The sequence below is a fragment of the Streptomyces wedmorensis genome (assembly GCF_000716445.1).
Taxonomy (GTDB): Bacteria; Actinomycetota; Actinomycetes; order Streptomycetales; family Streptomycetaceae; genus Streptomyces; species Streptomyces wedmorensis.
The window spans coordinates 24,330-42,251 of record NZ_JNWK01000020.1; the positions used below are offsets into that span (position 1 = coordinate 24,330).

Sequence of the window (17,922 nt, forward strand, 5' to 3'; positions counted from 1 at the left end):
CTTGCGCGTACTGCTCACCGGACACCAGGGCTACCTGGGCACCGTGATGGCCCCCGTCCTCACGGCCGCCGGACACGAGGTCGTCGGTCTCGACGCCGGCCTGTTCGCCGACTGCGTCCTCGGCCCGGTGCCGGCGGACCCGCAGGGCCACCGGGTGGACCTGCGGGACGTCACGGCCGAGCACGTGGCCGGGGTGGACGCCGTGATCCACCTGGCCGCGCTGTCCAACGACCCGCTGGGATCGCTGGCGCCGGAGCTCACCTACGACATCAACCACCACGCCTCGGTACGGCTGGCCCGGCTGGCCCGCGAGGCCGGGGTGCGGCGCTTCCTGTACGCGTCGACGTGCTCGGTGTACGGCGCCGCCGGCGGCGACGACCTGGTGGCCGAGGACGCCCCGCTGCGCCCGGTGACCCCGTACGCGGAGTCGAAGGTGCGGGTGGAGGACGACCTGCACGAGCTGTCCGACGACGGCTTCAGCCCCGTCTACATGCGCAACGCCACCGCCTTCGGCTACTCGCCGCGGCTGCGCGCCGACATCGTGCTGAACAACCTGGTGGGCCACGCCCTGCTGTCCGGCGAGGTCCTCGTGCTCTCCGACGGCACGCCCTGGCGCCCGCTGGTGCACGCCGCCGACATCGCCCGGGCCTTCGCGGCCGCGCTGGTCGCGCCGCGGGAAGCGGTCCACGACCGGGCGTTCAACATCGGCAGCGAGGCCAACAACGTCACGGTCGCCGAGATCGCCGGGCAGGTCGCCGAGGCGGTGGACGGCTCGCGGGTGCGGATCACCGGGGAGAACGGTGCCGACCCGCGGTCGTACCGGGTGGACTTCTCCCGGTTCCGCGCCGCGATCCCCGGGTTCGACTGCGAGTGGTCGGTGAAGCGGGGCGCGCTCGAACTCGCCGACGCCTACCGGAAGTACGGGCTGACCGCCGAGGACTTCGAGCGGCGCTTCACCCGGCTGGCCGTGCTGCGCGCGGCGTCCGACACCGGCGCCGTCGACGACACCCTGCGGTGGCGCCGATGACCGCCGGCGAGGAGATGCACGCCCTGGTGGAGCGGCTGTACCCGCTGTGCCGCAGCATCACGGGCGACGGGGTGCGGGCCACCCTGAGGATCGTCGACGAGTACGTCCCGCTGCAGGTCCACGAGGTGCCGACCGGGACGCAGGTGCTCGACTGGACGGTGCCGCAGGAGTGGAACATCCGGGACGCGTACGTCGCCGACTCCGACGGACGACGGGTCGTCGACTTCGCCGCGTCCAGCCTGCACGTGCTCGGCTACAGCGTCCCGGTGTCGGCGACGATGCCGCTGGACGAGCTGCGCGGACACCTGCACACCCTGCCGGACCAGCCGTCCTGGGTGCCGTACCGCACCAGCTACTACAAGCCGGAGTGGGGGTTCTGCCTGGCCCAGGAGACCCTGGACGCCCTTCCGGACGGCGAGTACGAGGTACGGATCGACTCGACGCTCGCCGACGGCCACCTCACCTACGCCGAGCACGTGGTCCCCGGGCAGGTCCCCGACGAGGTGATCGTGTCCTGCCACGTCTGCCACCCGTCGCTGGCCAACGACAACATGGCCGGCGTCGCGGTGGCGGTGTTCCTGGCCCGGGCGCTGGCGGAGCGGAAGCCTTACTACACCTACCGGTTCCTGTTCGCGCCCGGCACCATCGGGGCGATCACCTGGCTGGCCCGCAACGCGGAGCGGATCGAGCGGGTCAAGCACGGTCTCGTGCTGGCCTGCGCGGGCGACCCCGGGCAGCTGACGTACAAGCGGAGCAGGCGCGGCGACGCGGAGATCGACCGGGTGATGTGGCACGTCCTCACCGCGTCCGAACGTCCGCACCGGATCACCGAGTTCACCCCGTACGGCTACGACGAGCGGCAGTTCTGCTCGCCCGGCTTCGACCTGGGCGTGGGCTCGCTCAGCCGAACCCCGTACGCCGGGTACCCCGAGTACCACACGTCGGCGGACAACCCGGACCTCGTCACCCCCGAGGCACTGGAGGACACCTTGGCCCTCTGCACCGAGGCGTTCTCCGTCCTCGACCGCAACCGGACGTACGTCAACCTCAGCCCCTACGGCGAACCCCAGCTCGGCCGTCGGGGGCTGTACGACGCGCTCGGCGGCCGCAGCGACACCAAGCAGGCCCAGATGGCCATGCTCTGGGTGCTCAGCCTCTCCGACGGCGAGCACGGGCTGCTGGACGTCGCCGAGCGGTCGGGGCTGCCGTTCGACGCCGTCGCCACCGCGGCCGGCGCCCTGCACGACGCCGGGCTGATCAAGGCATGAAGCCGATGACCACCGAAGGGGAGAAGACGACGGCGACGGCCGGATCCGCCCGGCGGGCCCTCGTCGGCAGGTTGTCCTGGGGGCTGGCCGACCAGGCGGCCTCCAGCATGACCAACTTCGCGGTGGGCATCTACGTGGCGCGCTCGCTGGGGGTGACGGCGTTCGGCGTGTTCAGCCTGGCCTGGGTGACGTACGGGGTGGTCCTCAACGTCTCCCGCGGGCTGGCCACCGACCCTCTGGTGGTGCGCTTCAGCGGCGTGCCGGAGGCGTCCTGGCGCGGGGCCGTGGCCCGTTCGTCGGGTACCGCGCTCGCCGTCGGCGCCGCCCTCGGCGCGGTGTCCCTGCTGGTCGGGTTCGGTCTCGGCGGCGGCGTCGGGTCCGCGTTCGCCTGCCTCGGCGTCGTCCTGCCGGGACTGCTGCTCCAGGACGCCTGGCGGTTCGCCTTCTTCGCCGCCGGCGCCGGGCGCAAGGCCTTCGTCAACGACGTCGTGTGGGGCGTCGCGCTCCTCCCGGCCCTCGTGGTGGCGGCCCGCGTGGGCAGCGTGGCCGCCTTCCTGCTCGCCTGGGGCGGGTCGGCCGCGGTGGCCGCCGCGTACGGCTGCCTCCAGTCGGGCATCCGGCCCCGGTCGGCGGGGGCCGGGACGTGGCTGCGCGAGCACCGCGACCTCGGTTCCCGGTACCTCGTCGAGAACGTCAGCAACAGCGGCGCGAGCCAGCTGCGCGCGTACGGGCTCGGCGCGATCGTCGGGGTCGGCGCGGTCGGCACGGTCCGCGGCGCCGAGCTGCTCCTCGGCCCGTTCCTCGCCGTCCTGATGGGCCTCTCGCTGGTCACCGTCGCCGAGGCGGCGCGGGTCCTGAAGCGGGCCCCGCACCGGATGCGCGCCTTCTGCCTGCTGCTCGGCGGCGGGCAGGCCGCCGCCGCCCTGCTGTGGGGCGGGGCGCTGCTCCTGGTGCCCGACCGGGCCGGCGCGTTCGTGCTCGGCGGCGTCTGGAGCGCCGCCTCGGCACTCATCGTGCCGGTCACCCTGGGCGTCGCGGGCGCCGGTCTCGGCACCGGCGCGGCGGCCGGACTGCGCGCGCTCGGCGCGGCCCGGCGCAGCCTGCGCGCCCAACTGTTCGCCTCCGCCTGCTACGCGGGCGGCGGGCTGGGCGGGGCGGTCGTCGCCGGCACCGTCGGATCGGCCTGGGGCGTCGCCGCGGCGACCCTCTGCGGCTCGGCCCTGTGGTGGCTGCAGCTGCGCTCCGCCCTGCGCGAGCACCACCGGAACTCCACTCCCGAAGCGAGGACGTCATGACCGCCCATCCCCGGTTGAGCATCGGCCTGCCCGTGTACAACGGCGAGGAGTACCTCGCCGAATCGCTGGACGCCCTGCTCGGCCAGACCTACGAGGACTTCGAGCTGGTCATCTCCGACAACGCCTCCACCGACGGGACCCAGGACATCTCCCGCGACTACGCCGCGCGGGACTCCCGCATCCGCTACATCCGGCTGACCCGCAACATCGGCGCCGCGCCCAACCACAACTACGTCTTCACCCAGTGCCGCGGAGAGCTGTTCAAGTGGGCCTCGCACGACGACCTGTACGCCCGTGACCTGCTGCGGCGCTGCGTGGAGGCGCTGGACGAGCGGCCTGACGTGATCCTCGCCCACGCCGACCAGGCGGTCATCGACGGCGACGGCCAGGTGAAGGTCCCGTACGAGTACGGGCTCGCCACCGCCTCCCCGCACGCGCCGGAGCGCTTCCGCAGCATGCTGTTCGAGCCCGGCGGCGACGACTTCTACGGGGTGATGCGGGCCGACGTGCTGCGCCGGGTGAGGCCGCACGACAGCTACCACCACGCGGACCGCACGTTCGTCGCGGAGATCGGCCTGAACGGTCCCTTCCACCAGGTGCCCGAGCTGATGTACTTCCGCCGCGACCACCCCACCCGCGCCGAGCGGGCCAACCCCTCCAAGCGCTCCCGGTGCGTCAACCTGGACCCGCGCCGGGCGGGGGCGCTGCACCCGACCCCCCGGCTGCTCGCCGAGTACGTCTGGGGCTTCGTCGCGGCGATCCGGCGGGCGCCGCTGTCCGCCGCCGACCGGCGGGAGTGCTACCGCCACCTCGCCGCGTGGATGAGCAGCCGGGCCCGGCCGGGCGCCGGCGAGCGGGTCGAGGACCGCGCCCCGGTCGACCCGGCCAAGCTCACCGTCTCCGTCGACGCCCTCGTCGCCGGCCGCGAGGGAAGGCGGGCATGACGTCCGGGACTCCGGTGCGCGTCGGCCTGTTCGGCCTGCTCGGCTCCGGCAACCTCGGCAACGACGGATCGCTCGAGGCCGTGCTCGGCTACCTCCGGCGCGCGCACCCGGACGCGGCCGTCGACGCGCTGTGCGGCGGACCCGAGGTCGTCGCGGCCCGGTACGGGATCCCGGCGACGCGACTGCACTGGTACGGCGGGGAGTACCGGACCGCGTCGCGTGCGGGCGCGATCGCGGCGAAGGGCCTGGGCAAACTCGTCGACGTCGTCCGCACCGCCGCCTGGGTGCGCCGGCACGACGTGGTGATCGTGCCGGGCATGGGCGTCCTGGAGGCCACGCTGCCGCTGCGGCCCTGGGGCTTCCCGTACTCCCTGTTCCTGCTCTGCGCGAGCGGCCGGCTGCTCGGCACCCGGGTCGCGCTGGTCGGTGTCGGGGCCGCCCCGATCGGCAGCCGCCCGACCCGCGCCCTGGTGCGCTGGTCGGCCCGGCTGGCCGCCTACCGGTCGTACCGGGACGGCCTGTCCCGCGACGCGATGCGGGCGATGGGCGTGGACACCGCGCACGACGAGGTCCACCCGGACCTCGCGTTCTCCCTGCCGGCACCGCCGTCTCCGGCACCGGTCGCGGGCGGGCCCGCGGGGCCGCCGGGCCCGGTCTGCGTCGGCGTCATGGACTTCCACGGCGGCGACGACGACCGTGCCCGGGCCGAGGAGATCCACCGGCGCTACCTCGACGGGACCACCCGCTTCGTCCGCGCGCTGGTCGAGGACGGCAGGCCGGTCCGGCTGCTGACCGGCGACGAGGTCGACCGGGAGGTGGTCGCCGCGATCCTGGCCGCGGTCGACTCGCCGCTCGTCACCGCCGCCGAGGCGGCCTCCCTCGCCGACCTGATGAAGGAGACGGCGGCCGCCGACACCGTGGTGGCGACCCGCTACCACAACCTGGTCTGCGCGCTGAAGACCGGCACACCGACGCTGGCGCTCAGCTATGCGGCGAAGAGCGACGCGCTCATGGACCTGATGGGCCTCGCCGAGTTCTGCCACCCGGCGCGCGAGGTCGACGCCGACCGGCTGCTCGACCGGTTCCGGGCGCTGGAGCGGCGATCGGCCGAGCTCCGGCGGACCCTCGCCGAGCGGAACCTGGCCGTCGCCCGGCGCCTCGACCACCAGTTCGCCGCCCTCACGGCGGCCCTGTTCCCGACGACCGACCACGCACCCACCTCGCGGAAGGCCCCATGAAAGCGACCGAAGTCCCGGCGATCGCCGGCGCGTACCTCTTCGAGCCGACCCCGTACGCCGACGAACGCGGCTTCTTCTCCCGTACCTTCGACGCCGACGTCGTCCGCTCGGTGGGCCTCGACCCGGACGCCTTCGTCCAGGACAGCCTGTCCCGCTCGGTCGGGGGCGTACTGCGCGGCCTGCACCTGCGCTCCGGCGCCGGCGAGGCCAAGCTGGTGCGGTGCTCGTACGGCAGGATCTTCGACGTCGTCGTGGACCTGCGGGCGGACTCGCCGACCTACCGCAACCAGGTCCACGTCGAACTGTCCGACGAGACCCAGGCGACCCTGTACGTCCCCGCCGGATGCGCCCACGGTTTCCAGGCCCTCACCGCGACCGCCGACGTCTCGTACCGGATCGACCGCCCGCACGACCCCGCCGAGGACGTGACCATCGCCTTCGACGACCCGGAGCTCGCCGTCCCCTGGCCGCTGCCGGTCACCTCGATGTCCGAACGCGACCGGAAGGCCCCGAGCCTCGCCGAGGCCCTGAAGCAGAAGGCGAGTTGAGGCGGGCATGAACACCGAGGACACCGGCGGCCTCGCCCTCCCCCGGTCGCGGGAGGCGAACGAGCGGCTGCACGCCCTGATCCCCGGCGGCGCGCACACCTACGCCAAGGGCGACGACCAGTACCCCGAGGACCTCGCCCCGGTCATCAGCCACGGCCGCGGCGCCCACGTGTGGGACGTCGACGGCAACCGCTACGTCGAGTACGGCTCCGGCCTGCGGTCGGTCAGCCTGGGCCACGCCCACCCCCGCGTGGTCGAGGCGGTACGGCGGGAACTCGACCGCGGCAGCAACTTCGTCCGGCCGTCCATCGTCGAGGTCGAGGCCGCGGAGCGCTTCCTGGCCACCGTGCCGACCGCCGAGATGGTGAAGTTCGCGAAGAACGGCTCCGACGCCACGACCGCCGCGGTGCGCCTCGCCCGCGCCGCCACCGGCCGGTCGCGCGTGGCCCTCTGCGCCGACCACCCGTTCTTCTCCACCGACGACTGGTTCATCGGCACCACCCCGATGTCCGCCGGCATACCGGCGGCGACCGACTCCCTCACCGTGACGTTCCCGTACGGCGACCTCGCCGCGACCGAGGAGCTCCTCACCCGGCACCAGGACGAGGTGGCCTGCCTCATCCTCGAACCCGCCACCCACACCGAGCCGCCGCCCGGCTACCTCGCGGGCCTGCGCGAGCTGGCCGACCGGCACGGCTGCGTCCTCGTCTTCGACGAGATGATCACCGGCTTCCGCTGGTCCGAAGCGGGCGCCCAGGGCCTGTACGGCGTCGTCCCCGACCTCTCCACCTTCGGCAAGGCCCTCGGCAACGGCTTCGCCGTCTCCGCGCTCGCCGGCCGCCGCGACCTCATGGAGCGGGGCGGCCTGCGCCACTCCGCCGACCGGGTCTTCCTCCTGTCCACGACGCACGGCGCGGAGACCCACTCCCTGGCCGCCGCCATGGCCGTACAGACCACCTACACCGAGGAGGCCGTCACCGCGCGCCTCCACACCCTCGGCGAACGCCTGGCCGCCGGGGTCCGCGACGCCGCGGCCTCCCTGGGCGTCGGCGACCACCTCGTCGTGCGCGGCCGCCCCAGCAACCTGGTCTTCGCCACCCTCGACGACCGGGGACGGCCCTCCCAGGAGTACCGCACCCTCTTCCTCCGCCATCTGCTCGCCGGCGGTGTCCTGGCCCCCTCGTTCGTCGTCAGCAGCGCCCTCACCGACGCCGACATCGATCACACCGTCGACGTCGTGGCGCAGGCCTGCGCCGTCTACCGCAAGGCCCTCGACGCCTCCGACCCCACTCCCTGGCTCGCCGGCCGCCCCGTCAAACCGGTCTTCCGCCGCTTCGCCTGATCTGACGGCTCCTCAACACCGGTCGCCCCGAGGGGCGTCGGCTCCACGATCGACCGGGCGGTCCGCCGCCCGGTCGACCAGCCACGCGGTCGCCGGCACCACCGCCATCGCGGTGCACCAGCCGCCCACCACGTCGGTCGGGTAGTGCGCGCTCAGGACGACCTGCGCCCAGCCCATGGCGCCACCGGCGACCAGCCCGGCGGCGACCACGAGCGACGTGCCGGCCGTCCCCCGCAGGCCGATCCGGCCGGTCAGCAGCAGTGCCACCACCAGCGCGAACGCGGTGAGGAAGGCGGTGTGTCCGCTCGGGAACGACAGGTTCTCGCCGTGGACGGTCCGCCCCACCACGGGCTTGAGCAGCTTCGTCGCCCCGACGCTGATGCCGACGCCCGCCACGACGAGCACGGCCGCGCGCGGCCGCCGCAGCAGCAGACACCCCCCGACGGCCCCGGCCACCAGCACCACCGCCCCCACCGGCTCCCCGAGGAAGTCGACGGCGAGGGCGACGTCCCGCCACGGCGCCCCCACGCCGCCCACCACCGCTCCGCCCACGACCGCCCAGACCCGGGCGTCCACCGCCGTCGGCCCGCTGTCGCCGGCGAACAGGACCCCGAGCACGACGACCAGCAGCGCCGCGAGGCCCGCGACCGCCCCGAGCGGCCCGCGCACCGCCTTGTGCGGCCCGCGCACCGCCTTGTGCGGCACCGCGCCCGTCGACCGGCCGGTCACCCGCCCACCGCGTCCGGTCGACGCGTCCGCGACCGACTGCCGTACGCGGCCATGAACATGTCCAGGAGCCCGTCGATCGCGACCTCGTCGACCGGACGGGGAGTCAGGAGGTGGCGGTAGTACAGCGCTCCGCACAGCACCTCCGCCGCGAAGGTGAGATCCACGTCCGCGCGCAGCTCCCCCGCGCGCTGGGCACGGGTGACGCGCTCCAGGGTGCTCGTCTCGACGGTGCGCAGGAACCGCTCGTGAAGCGTCGCCCGCGCCGCGGGGTCGGACTGCGCCTCGGCGATGACGGCACGGTAGACCGGACCGATCGGCGGCTCGGTCAGGGCGGACGAGGAGCGCAGGAACCGCTCGCGCAGGTCGGCACGCAGGTCGCCGGTGTCGCGGTGGTCCAGGTCGGTCGCCCAGGCCCGCTGGAGCGCGTCCAGGAGCAGGGCCGCCTTCGTCGGCCAGCGCCGGTAGACGGTGTGCTTCCCGACCTCGGCCCGCCGGGCGATGGCCTCGATGCTGAGTCCCGCGTAGCCGACCTCGGCGGCGAGATCGAGCGTCACCTGGAGCAGCGCTTCGGTACGCACGGCGCCCCGGCGGCGGGGCGGCGAGGGTTCGTTCGGCATGCGCGCGATCCTAGCGGCACGGCCTATGCCGTTGACAGTGGACGACGCGGCGCACCGTGATCAGCACGTATCGTGCCGTTCGGGGCGGCACGCTCACCCGAGGGTGAGGCGTCCGGGGGAAGGGAAGCGCCGATGACCGACGCGCTCCAGACAGGCGCCGACGACCGGGAACCCTCCGGTCTCAGCGGCCGGGACCACGAACGAGATTGCCTCGACGGCCTCTTGGCCGGCACCCGGGAGGGCCGCGGCGGGGCCGTGATGCTCCTCGGCGAGGCCGGGTCGGGCAAGACGGCGCTGCTCGACCGGTGCGCCGCGGCGGCCTCGGGCCGGGCCCGGCTGCCGCGCTGCACCGGCGTCCAGTCGGAGGCGGCACTGCCGTACGCCGGCCTGCAGGTACTCCTCCGCGGCACCCTGGACCGGGTCGGGAGCCTGCCGGAGCGTCGGTTACGGGCGCTGCGCGGGGTGATCGCGCCGGACGACGCGCCCGCGGGCGACCGCTTCCTCGTCGGCGCCGCGACGCTCGGCCTGCTCGACGAACTCGCCGAGGAGCGACCCGTCGTGGTCCTCGTCGACGACGCGCACTGGCTCGACCTGGAGACCGTGGACGCGCTGCTGTTCGCCGCCCGCCGCCTCGGCATGGGGCGGGTGGCCATGGTGTTCGCCGCGCGGGAGGAGTCGGCGATCCGGGACGGCGCGCCGGGCCTGCCGGTGCTGCCGGACAGGCCGACCTCGCCCGGTCGCTCGCCGACGAGGCGGGATCCGTGAGCAGTCCGCCGGCCGTCACCCGGCTCGCCAGCGTCCGGGCGGCGCTCGAACACCGCCAGGGCCACGCGGAGTCGGCCCGGCTGCCGCTCGTCGAGGCGGTCTCCGAAGTCACGGCGCACCGACCCGCCATGGGCGCCTGGCTGCTCTTCGAATCGGCCGCGATGGCCTGGGACGCCCCCGACCCGGTCGCGGCCGCCCGCGGCACCCGGGCGCGGGTGGCCGGTCTGGACTTCGCCGGCCACCCCGTGCACCGGGGCGCGGCCGGCGTGCTCGACACGCTGGCCGGCGATCCCGTGAACGGAGCCGCCGCGATCCGGGGCTTCGCCGGCTACGTCGTCCGCACCCGCCACGAGCGCGGCCTGATCGACCAGGTCCGGCTCCACGGCTGGGACATGCTCCTCGGCGAGTACGGCGAGCTCAAGCGGTCAGCGCATCACCGCTGTTCAGGAGGCCAGCGTAGACCTCTGCCGGCGTACGGTAGCCGTGGGTCTTGCGCGGACGGTGGTTGAGCTCGTGAGCAATGGCGTCCAGGTCGGCCTGGCTGAACGTGCGGAGGTCCGCACCCTTGGGGAGGTACTGCCGTAGCAGCCGGTTGGTGTTCTCGTTGGTGCCGCGCCGCCATGGGCTCCGCGGCTTGCAGAGGTAGATCGGCATCCCGGTCCTGGCCGTGATGGCCTGGTGCTCGGCCATCTCCCGGCCCCGGTCCCAGGTGAGCGTCCGCCGCAGTTGGGGCGGGGTGTTGAGGAGGCTCCGGGTGAGGTGCGGGGCGACCTGCTCGGCCTTGATGCCGTCCGGCAGCGCCACGATGGCCGTGTAGCGGCTGGTGCGCTCGACGAGCGTGGCGACCGCCGAGGGCCGGGTGCCCATCACGAGGTCGCCCTCCCAATGGCCGGGGACCTTGCGGTCCTCGACCTCGGCGGGGCGGGCGGTGATGGACACCATGCCCCGAATGACGCCTCGCCCGGCGGGCCGACGGGCGATCTTCGGACGGCGCATGGGCCGCGCGGTCCGCAGCCGCTGGGTGAGGCTGCGGTCGATCGCCTGGCGCCGGCGAGGGTCGTAGAGCGAGAGGTAGATCGCTTCGTGCGAGATCTGCATGGCTGCGTCACCAGGAAACTGCCGTCGCAGCCATCCCGCGATCTGCTCGGGTGACCAGCACAGAGCCAGCTTGGCCTCCACCAGGGCGTACAGAGCGGGCCGTTGGGCGAGCTTGGCCCGCTTGGGACGGCGCCCGCGCGCGTAGGCGGCCGCATCGGCCGAGGTGGCTCGGTAGCGGTCCCGGCCGCCGTTGCGGGCGATCTCGCGGGAGACGGTCGAAGGGGATCGGCCCAGCCGCTTGGCGAGCTGCCGGGCCGATTCTCCCGCGGCGATGCCGCGGGATATCTCCTCGCGCTCGCTGCCGCTCAGATGCCGCTCTGACCGCGTCTGCGGGATGAGGCGGACGCCGCCGCTCTGGTGCAGGAACCGACGGGCGTGCTGCATCGGTGCCCCGAGTGCCCGCCCGATCAGGCTGAACGACTGCCCCTCGCGCCAGCGTCTCCAGATCTCATCCTGTTGAGCTGGCGAAAACCCGTAGTCACGCACCTGTGCCTCCACGATCACATGATCATCCGTGGGTGGTGCGTTGATCACTTGAGGGTGCCCACGCCCTCGTTCGCTGTGCGGGCCTTGTTGTGCCACCGACGGAAGGGGCTTGCCCAGGTGACGAAACGCGGTCGACGGTCGGCCGGGCATCTCGGCTCTGCCTGCGCTCGCACCGCAGCCGGCTCCCGTTAGCGGTCATCACCCGGGATCGCGGGGGATGACGAGTAGCTTGCCGGTGGTACGCCGAGCCTCCAGATCGCGGTGAGTTTGGGCGACCTCGGCGAGCGGGTAGCGGGCCGTCACGGTGGTCTCAAGCACCTTGGTGCGCACCAATTCGAGCACGTCGGCGGCGCGCCGGAGCAGCTCGGACCGATCGGCGATGAAGTCCCCGAGGCTTGGCCGGATCAGGGTCAGCGAACCGCCCTGGGCGAGCCGGATGGGGTCGAAGGGCGGCACTGCACCACTCGCGGCGCCGAAGAGCACCAGGTGGCCGCGGGTTCGCAGGCTGGCGAGGCTCGCATCGAAGGTGTCCCTGCCGACGCCGTCGAAGACGACAGGCAGGCCCTGGCCGCCATGGAGCCGCTTCACCTCTGCCGCGAGATCGTCCACTGCAGAGTAGAGGATCACCTCGGCGGCCCCGGCGCGCCGCGCCAGCTGGGCCTTCTCCGGTGTCGAGGTTGTGCCGATCACTCTGCCGCCGAGATGGGTGATGAGCTGGGTCAGCACAAGCCCCATGCCGCCGGCAGCAGCGTGCACGAGCACCGTGTCACCTGGCTGGACCGGGTAGGCGTCCTTGACGAGGTAGTGCGCCGTCATGCCCTGCAGCAGCACGGCGGCGGCGGCCTCGAAGTCGACGCCGTCGGGCAGGGGCACGAGCCGGGAGGAGTCCACGACGGCCTGCTCGGCATAGGTGCCGGGAATCTCCACCCAGCCGACCCGGTCTCCCACAGCGACGTGGGTGACGCCGGGGCCAACCTCGAGGACCGTGCCCGCGCCCTCAGTGCCCGGGGTGAAGGGCAGCGGGAGGGTGTACCGGCCCTGGCGGTGGTATACGTCGAGGAAGTTGACGCCGGACGCGGCGACCTCCACGACCGCCTGGCCCGGGCCCGGCATCGGTTGATCAATGTCGACCAGTCGCAGCACCTCGGGACCGCCCACTTCGGAAACCTGAATCGCTCGCATGACCCCTCCTGAAACGGCTAACTCCCCTCACCAACTCCGGTCGTGGCGATCCGATTCCCGCTCGCGGTGAGGTGTCGTAGCCGTCTCGTGCCCACGTGGGAGAAGGGTGCCACCGACGGAATGGGCCTGCTCAGGTGACGAAACGCGGTCGACGGTCGGCCGGGCATCTCGGCTCTGCCTGCGCTCGCACCGCAGCCGGCTCCCGTTAGCGGTCATCACCCGGGATCGCGGGGCGCGGGTGCGTCGGCTTGAGGCTTGGGGGCGGTGGGTTCGGGCAGGGCGCGGAAGAGGAGCCAGCTCAGGGCAGGCATGGCGATCAGGGGGGTGAGGGCTGTCTTCAGGGAGGTGGAGTCGGCCAGGTGTCCCAGCAGGGGGCTGATGAGGCCGCCGACGCTGACGGTGAGGCCGAGGGTGACGCCGCTGGCAGTACCGATACGGGAGGGCAGGTAATCCTGGCCCAGGGTGACCTGGAGGGAGAAGGGGACGTACAGGCCGACGGAGGTGAGGGCCACGAAGAGGAACATGGCCGGGCCGGGTGCGTAGATCACTCCGGTCACGGCGGCGACGGAGAGCAGGTAGGACCAGCGGGAGACATGGACGCGGTCGTAGCGGTTGGCCAGGGACCCCCCCAGGACCGAGCCGACTGCGCCGCCCAGGAACAGCAGGAACAGGGCAATGGTGCCCGCGGTGGTGCTGCCCCGCATGCGCTGCTGGGCGTAGAGGGAGATGAAGGTGCTTAGGCCGGTGAAGACGATGGAGCGGAAGACGACCGCCAGGGACAGCTTCACGAACGAGGCCACATCGTCGGCGCCCCGCGGTGCCTCCGTCTTGGACGCGCCGGCCTCGGGCCGGGCGACCCGGTCCACCGCGCCCTGCGGCAGACCGGGGTTGGCATACACCGCCTTGCGCCACGCGGGCGGCACGAGCTTGTCGTCCACCTCGCGCGGCAGCAGCGGCTTGACCCCCACCTTCCGCCGAGCCAACGCAGGCAGGCCGCGCACCCCGGCCAGGACCCGCTTGCCCGCGCTCGCCGCGTCCAGCGCCTTCGACTCACCCAGCAACGCGAGGAACGGGCGCACCGTGGCGTACCGGGTCGCGAGCGCGGCCCGCATGGCGACCTCGGCCGAGTTCTCGTCCTCGGGCACCAGCGAGACCACCGTGGCCGCTGTGGTCATCACGGCGGCGCGCGGGGCGACTTCCTCCACCGCCGCCCACAGCGCGGCCACGTCCAGGTCCGCCTCCTGCTCCTCGAACAGCTCCAGCTCCTCGAACAGCACCTTCGCCGCCCGCGCGAGCACCCGTGACGCCTTCTCCAACTGCGGCAGCGTCGACAGCCGCTCCTTCTCCGTCTTGCGCTTCGCCGTGTTCAGCAGGCGGGTGGCCATCAGGACCTGGAACAGGTCCAGGGCCTCATCGATTGCCTTCGCCTCCAGGTGCCGCATCACCGCGGCGAGCATCGCCGTGCGCTTCGGTTCCACCGCCCGCTCCAGCAGCGGCGCCTTCGACCCCAGCGCGTACCGGGCCAGCGCCGCCATCCGGTTCGGCGGGATCTGCGACAGCCTCAGCCTGCCGAGCCGGTACGCGCCGATCTCGTCCATCCGCTCCAGCGCGCGGGCGAACGCCGTGCCCGTCGTCCGCGTCGGCGGCCGGCGCAGCCGCTCCAGCTCCGAGAACCGCGAGCCCTCCGGCGTCTTCAGCGTCGCCACCAGATCCCCGGGCAGCGCCGGGTCCGCGCGGCGGGCAGCGCCCGCGACGGTGGCGTGCAGCCGCTTCTCCGCGACCGTACGCGCCTCCGACACCTGCCGGGCCAGCACGGACACCCCGGGCAGCAGGACCCCGTGACGGCGCAGCCAGCCCACCGCGTGGTCGAGAAGCTGCCTTCGGGCCCTCAGCGTGCGTCCATGCCCGCCCGTGCAGGAACGTACGGAACCGCCGGCCCCACTCAGCGTCCTCGTAGGGGTGGTAGCCGTAGGCGTCCCGGATCTCCCACGCGTGGTCGTACAGCGTCTGGCGCCGCTCGGTGTACCGCTTGACCACCGACGGGTCCTCGATGCCGAGCTGCACGGCCAGGTGCTCGATCACTGGCCACGGCACCGCGAGCGGGTCCTCCAGGAACAGGCCGACGTACCGCACCGTGCACATCTGGAGCGCGAACCCGAGCCGGCGATGCTCCGTCCGCCGCAGGGCGATCAGGTCCCGGTCCACGTCGTCCAGGAAGAAGAACCGCTCCAGCTCGGGCCTCGTCGGCTCCTCAGCGAACGTCCCGTACGCCTCGGCCTGCTCATCACTCAGAAATTCCACCGGCACGAGCCGGACCGTAGCCAGGCCCGGACCAGGCCCGGAGGCGTTTCACCGAACCTCAGCAGCGAAGTGGATCACTGCGCTAGACGACCATGATCGTTCTCACCGATAACCGCTGTACCGATGTTCCCCGAGGCCGAGAACCTTCCGAACTGCGCGATGGACCACCCTGCCGAGCGGATGACAACGTTGTCCAGAGGTTAACGGACCCGGTTAAGCCACACGACCGGCGCGAGGCGTGGAGCGATCTCCCGTCGAACCCGATCTCCCGGGCCGCACACCACCGGCGCCGCTCGCCACCCGGGGGCATCCTCGCGCCTTGACCATCAGCACCCGGGCGCCCGTGCCGGAACGGGCGGCCGAGGGCTCGTAAGGAGCGCATGCCGCACGCGAACACACGACGACCTGACGCTCCATCAGAATGAGTGCCAAATGGGCGTCGCGAGCGTCATCTCAGCATCGAGACATCGCCCGTAACGCCCACACCGCACATACCGCACACACCGCACACACCTCACACACTGCACATACCGCGTGCCCACAGAACCGCAGTTCAGGCGTCCTTCTTCACCGGCTCCAGGACCGCCACGCACTCCACGTGGTGAGCCATCGCAAGAATGTGGAGCCAGAACAGTTGATCCGTCCGACACGCCGTCGGCACCTTCGAGTTGGACCCATGTGTCCGCGACGCCAGGTCAGCCAGTGATGCTCGTGGCGCCGTACTCGATGTGCCCGGCGAATCTTTGCGACCAGGTCGTGTCGTTGTCGACGGTGATGGTGAAGTCGTACCAACCCTGCTGGTACGCGACAGCGTTGAAGAACTCGGTTGTCGCGTTTCCGGCGGCCACGGAGTAGGTGCTGTCCCAGGTGCGGTACTGGTTGGACTTGATGCGGAAGGTGACGCCCTGGGTGCCGTGGTTCTTCATGGAGAAGATGACAGCCAGTTGGCCGGTGGACGGGTGCACTTCGAAGGTCGGCTTGACGGTGACGTACCGGCCCAGGGCGATTTGGGAGGCGTCTCCCCTGAAGCGGCGCAGGAACCGGTTGGGCCCGGTGACCGTGAAGTCGTACTTGCCGTTTCCGAAACCGCTGCCGACGTTGAAGAAGTCCTCTGTGTCGGTGTGGGGATCGATGGTGTACTGCCAGGGGCCGCCGGTGCGGTAGGCGTTGGCGTACACACTGAAGTGGGCGGCGCTGGTGGCGTGGACCCCCACGTTCTGCAGGGGGATCCAGATCTGTGTGGCGCCGCCGCCGACTTCGACGCGGTCGAGGTAGGCATTGGTCTGGTACGGCAGGGCGCACGCCGTCTTGGTGCCGGATTCCTGAGGTGGCTGGGTGTTCGTGCCCGGGGGCGCGGGGTTGATGCCGATGGTTCCCGGCGTCTGCCCATCGGGGGCCGCGGAGCCGAGTGCCGGCAGGGTGTAAGGGGACGCGTCCTTGCTGAAGTCGAAGACGCTGGTCAGGTCGCCGGACACCTTGCGCCGCCAGGCGGTGATGTTGTTGCACACCGCGGGTTTACCCAGGGCCGCGGTCCACTTTTCCAGGAACTGGAGCATGGAGGTGTGATCGAACGTCTGTGAGCAGACGCGACCACCGGTGGTCCACGGTGACACGACGATCATGGGGACGCGGACGCCCAGTCCTACCGGTCCGGAGACGTTGTTGTGGGTACCCCACTCATTCGTCGCGTCGGTGGAGCCCTGTTGCGGGAACGGGGGCGGAACGTGGTCGAAGAATCCGTCGTTCTCGTCATACGTGACGAACAGCGCGGTGGACCGGAGGACCTCCGCATCGGCACTCAGGGCATCGAGCAGTCGCTTCATGAAGACCGCCCCGCGGCTGGGCGTCTCGTCCGAGTGCTCGGAGTGGGATTCGTCCGTGACCACCCAGGAAACCTGCCGGAGGGTGCCGCCTACGACGTCCTTGCGGATCGCCTCGACGATCCGGTCGGCGGTACTGCCTCCGTCGGGCAGTGAGGGAACGGACTTGACACCGGCCTCGTACAACGGGCCGGAGCCGAAGCCTGCGAAGTACTCCAGCGCGTTGTCCCCGTAGTTGTCGGTCTCGACGTTGTAGGTCCGCCAGGTGACACCGGCGTTCTGGAGTTCCTCCGCGTAGGCGGTCCACGGTTGGTTCTCACCCTCGAAGTCCCCACCGTTCAGGTGAGGGGGGGATATCAGCCCGACTCCGGTGGAGCCGCTCCAGAAGTAGTTGCGGTTGGGGCCGGTCGAGCTGAGTACCGAACAGTGGTAGGCGTCGCAGATGGTGAAGGCGTCCGCCAGGTCGTAGTGGAACGGCAGGTCGGCGCGTGTGAAGTAGCCCATGGTGAGCTGCCCCTTCTCCGCGATCCACCGGTCGAGGCGCCCGCCGTTCCATGCTCCATGGCCGTCGGTCCAGCTGTGTGCCGTACCCACGCCCTGCGCGTTCTTCCAGCCGTCGGGTCCCCCTCGGTTCAGGGCCCACGGGTAACGCCAGGACGAACCGTCGGGCTGCTGGAGGACCGACTTTCCCGCAGGCGCGCCAAGTGTGCCCGGGAGGTCGATGGTGCTCTTGTCGCCGAAACCGCGCACCCCCTTCAGTGTGCCGAAGTAGTGATCGAAACTGCGGTTCTCCTGCATGAGGATGACCACGTGCTTGATCTTGGTCAGGTCGCTTGGCGAAGGAGCGGCAACAAGCGCGGCGTCCATTTCGGGAAGCTCTCGTGACTGCGTTCTCGCCGCCAGATGGGGAAGCGACACCGCTGCGGCGCCGGCCGCTGAGACGAGGAACTTCCGGCGGTCCATGGGAACCATGGCATGACCTCACGAATCAGTTGGCGGATGTCAAGGTGTGCCTACCGGCTGAGCAGGCCGCCTCTGGTGGTGAGCCGGCGCGGCTCACCGATTGATCGGCGCTCGTACCGCGAGCCCTTGCGCTGCGGGCCGAGGGCAGTGGTGGAGTGACCGGTGCATGGGGCGGCCGGACCCAGGGGATCGGCGCGCGGAAGCGCTACGGAGGCTGCCGGAGCCCCGTGTGCTGCACGGGGCTCCGGCAGGTCGTCACGGCCGCGGCCGTGTCCGGTCAGGTCAGGTCAGGTCAGGTC

14 protein-coding genes and 2 pseudogenes are annotated in these 17,922 nt (G+C 72.1%); 9 read left to right on the top strand and 7 right to left on the bottom strand.

Annotated features, from left to right (window positions below; translation table 11 throughout):
- The first annotated feature begins 1 nt into the window (after position 1).
- The 7 genes from OO54_RS17570 to OO54_RS17600 are packed head-to-tail and all read left to right on the top strand — an operon-like array spanning position 2 to position 7,662.
- Positions 2–1,027, top strand: coding sequence for an NAD-dependent epimerase/dehydratase family protein (locus OO54_RS17570; protein WP_033204195.1), 1,026 nt, complete (start codon positions 2–4; stop codon positions 1,025–1,027).
- Positions 1,015–2,295, top strand: coding sequence for a DUF4910 domain-containing protein (locus OO54_RS17575; RefSeq protein ID WP_033204196.1), 1,281 nt, complete (start codon positions 1,015–1,017; stop codon positions 2,293–2,295). The genes OO54_RS17570 and OO54_RS17575 overlap by 13 nt, the downstream gene beginning before the upstream one ends.
- 5 nt (positions 2,296–2,300) lie before the next feature.
- Positions 2,301–3,590 (top strand): MATE family efflux transporter, encoded by a 1,290-nt coding sequence (locus OO54_RS17580; RefSeq protein WP_033204198.1) that lies wholly within the window; start codon positions 2,301–2,303, stop codon positions 3,588–3,590.
- On the top strand, positions 3,587–4,534 hold the full coding sequence (locus tag OO54_RS17585; protein WP_033204199.1) for a glycosyltransferase family 2 protein: 948 nt from the start codon (positions 3,587–3,589) through the stop codon (positions 4,532–4,534). The genes OO54_RS17580 and OO54_RS17585 overlap by 4 nt, the downstream gene beginning before the upstream one ends.
- Complete coding sequence (locus OO54_RS17590; protein ID WP_033204200.1) at positions 4,531–5,772, top strand: polysaccharide pyruvyl transferase family protein; 1,242 nt, start codon at positions 4,531–4,533, stop codon at positions 5,770–5,772. Before OO54_RS17585 ends, OO54_RS17590 begins: the two co-directional genes overlap by 4 nt.
- A complete protein-coding gene (rfbC, locus tag OO54_RS17595) occupies positions 5,769–6,320 on the top strand; it encodes a dTDP-4-dehydrorhamnose 3,5-epimerase (protein WP_033204202.1) in 552 nt (183 codons plus the stop codon). Before OO54_RS17590 ends, rfbC begins: the two co-directional genes overlap by 4 nt.
- A gap of 7 nt (positions 6,321–6,327) precedes the next feature.
- Positions 6,328–7,662: a glutamate-1-semialdehyde 2,1-aminomutase gene (locus OO54_RS17600; protein ID WP_033204204.1), complete on the top strand. Its 1,335-nt coding sequence runs from the start codon at positions 6,328–6,330 to the stop codon at positions 7,660–7,662.
- Between the two features lie 12 nt (positions 7,663–7,674).
- Here the strand turns inward: OO54_RS17600 and OO54_RS17605 are convergent, their stop codons facing one another.
- Entirely contained in the window at positions 7,675–8,391 is a 717-nt protein-coding gene (locus tag OO54_RS17605; protein ID WP_033204206.1) for a phosphatase PAP2 family protein, read from the bottom strand.
- The gene (locus OO54_RS17610) at positions 8,388–9,008 is read right to left on the bottom strand and encodes a TetR/AcrR family transcriptional regulator (RefSeq protein WP_033204207.1); all 621 of its coding nucleotides are present in this window, start codon (positions 9,006–9,008) and stop codon (positions 8,388–8,390) included. The genes OO54_RS17605 and OO54_RS17610 overlap by 4 nt, the downstream gene beginning before the upstream one ends.
- Positions 9,009–9,140: 132 nt before the next feature.
- Here OO54_RS17610 and OO54_RS17615 point away from each other — a divergent pair, with 132 nt between their 5' ends.
- A complete protein-coding gene (locus OO54_RS17615; protein ID WP_033204209.1) occupies positions 9,141–9,773 on the top strand; it encodes an ATP-binding protein in 633 nt (210 codons plus the stop codon).
- A complete protein-coding gene (locus OO54_RS17620; protein WP_033204211.1) occupies positions 9,770–10,282 on the top strand; it encodes a hypothetical protein in 513 nt (170 codons plus the stop codon). Before OO54_RS17615 ends, OO54_RS17620 begins: the two co-directional genes overlap by 4 nt.
- On the opposite strand, the gene OO54_RS17625 is transcribed toward OO54_RS17620, so the two are convergent.
- The 5 genes and pseudogenes from OO54_RS17625 to OO54_RS17645 all read right to left on the bottom strand — a co-directional run bounded on the left by OO54_RS17625 (position 10,191) and on the right by OO54_RS17645 (position 17,632).
- Positions 10,191–11,357: an IS30 family transposase gene (locus tag OO54_RS17625; protein WP_078905246.1), complete on the bottom strand. Its 1,167-nt coding sequence runs from the start codon at positions 11,355–11,357 to the stop codon at positions 10,191–10,193. The genes OO54_RS17620 and OO54_RS17625 overlap by 92 nt on opposite strands.
- A gap of 198 nt (positions 11,358–11,555) precedes the next feature.
- Complete coding sequence (locus OO54_RS17630; RefSeq protein WP_033204213.1) at positions 11,556–12,539, bottom strand: quinone oxidoreductase family protein; 984 nt, start codon at positions 12,537–12,539, stop codon at positions 11,556–11,558.
- A 215-nt stretch (positions 12,540–12,754) separates the two neighbouring features.
- Positions 12,755–13,390 (bottom strand): annotated as a pseudogene (locus OO54_RS43655) (MFS transporter); the annotation flags it as partial.
- A pseudogene (locus tag OO54_RS48570) lies at positions 13,391–14,846 on the bottom strand (DUF4158 domain-containing protein); the annotation flags it as partial.
- A 689-nt stretch (positions 14,847–15,535) separates the two neighbouring features.
- Positions 15,536–17,632 carry a phosphocholine-specific phospholipase C gene (locus OO54_RS17645; RefSeq protein ID WP_033204215.1) on the bottom strand — a complete coding sequence of 699 codons (2,097 nt, stop codon included), beginning with the start codon at positions 17,630–17,632 and terminating at the stop codon, positions 15,536–15,538.
- Positions 17,633–17,922: the final 290 nt, after the last annotated feature.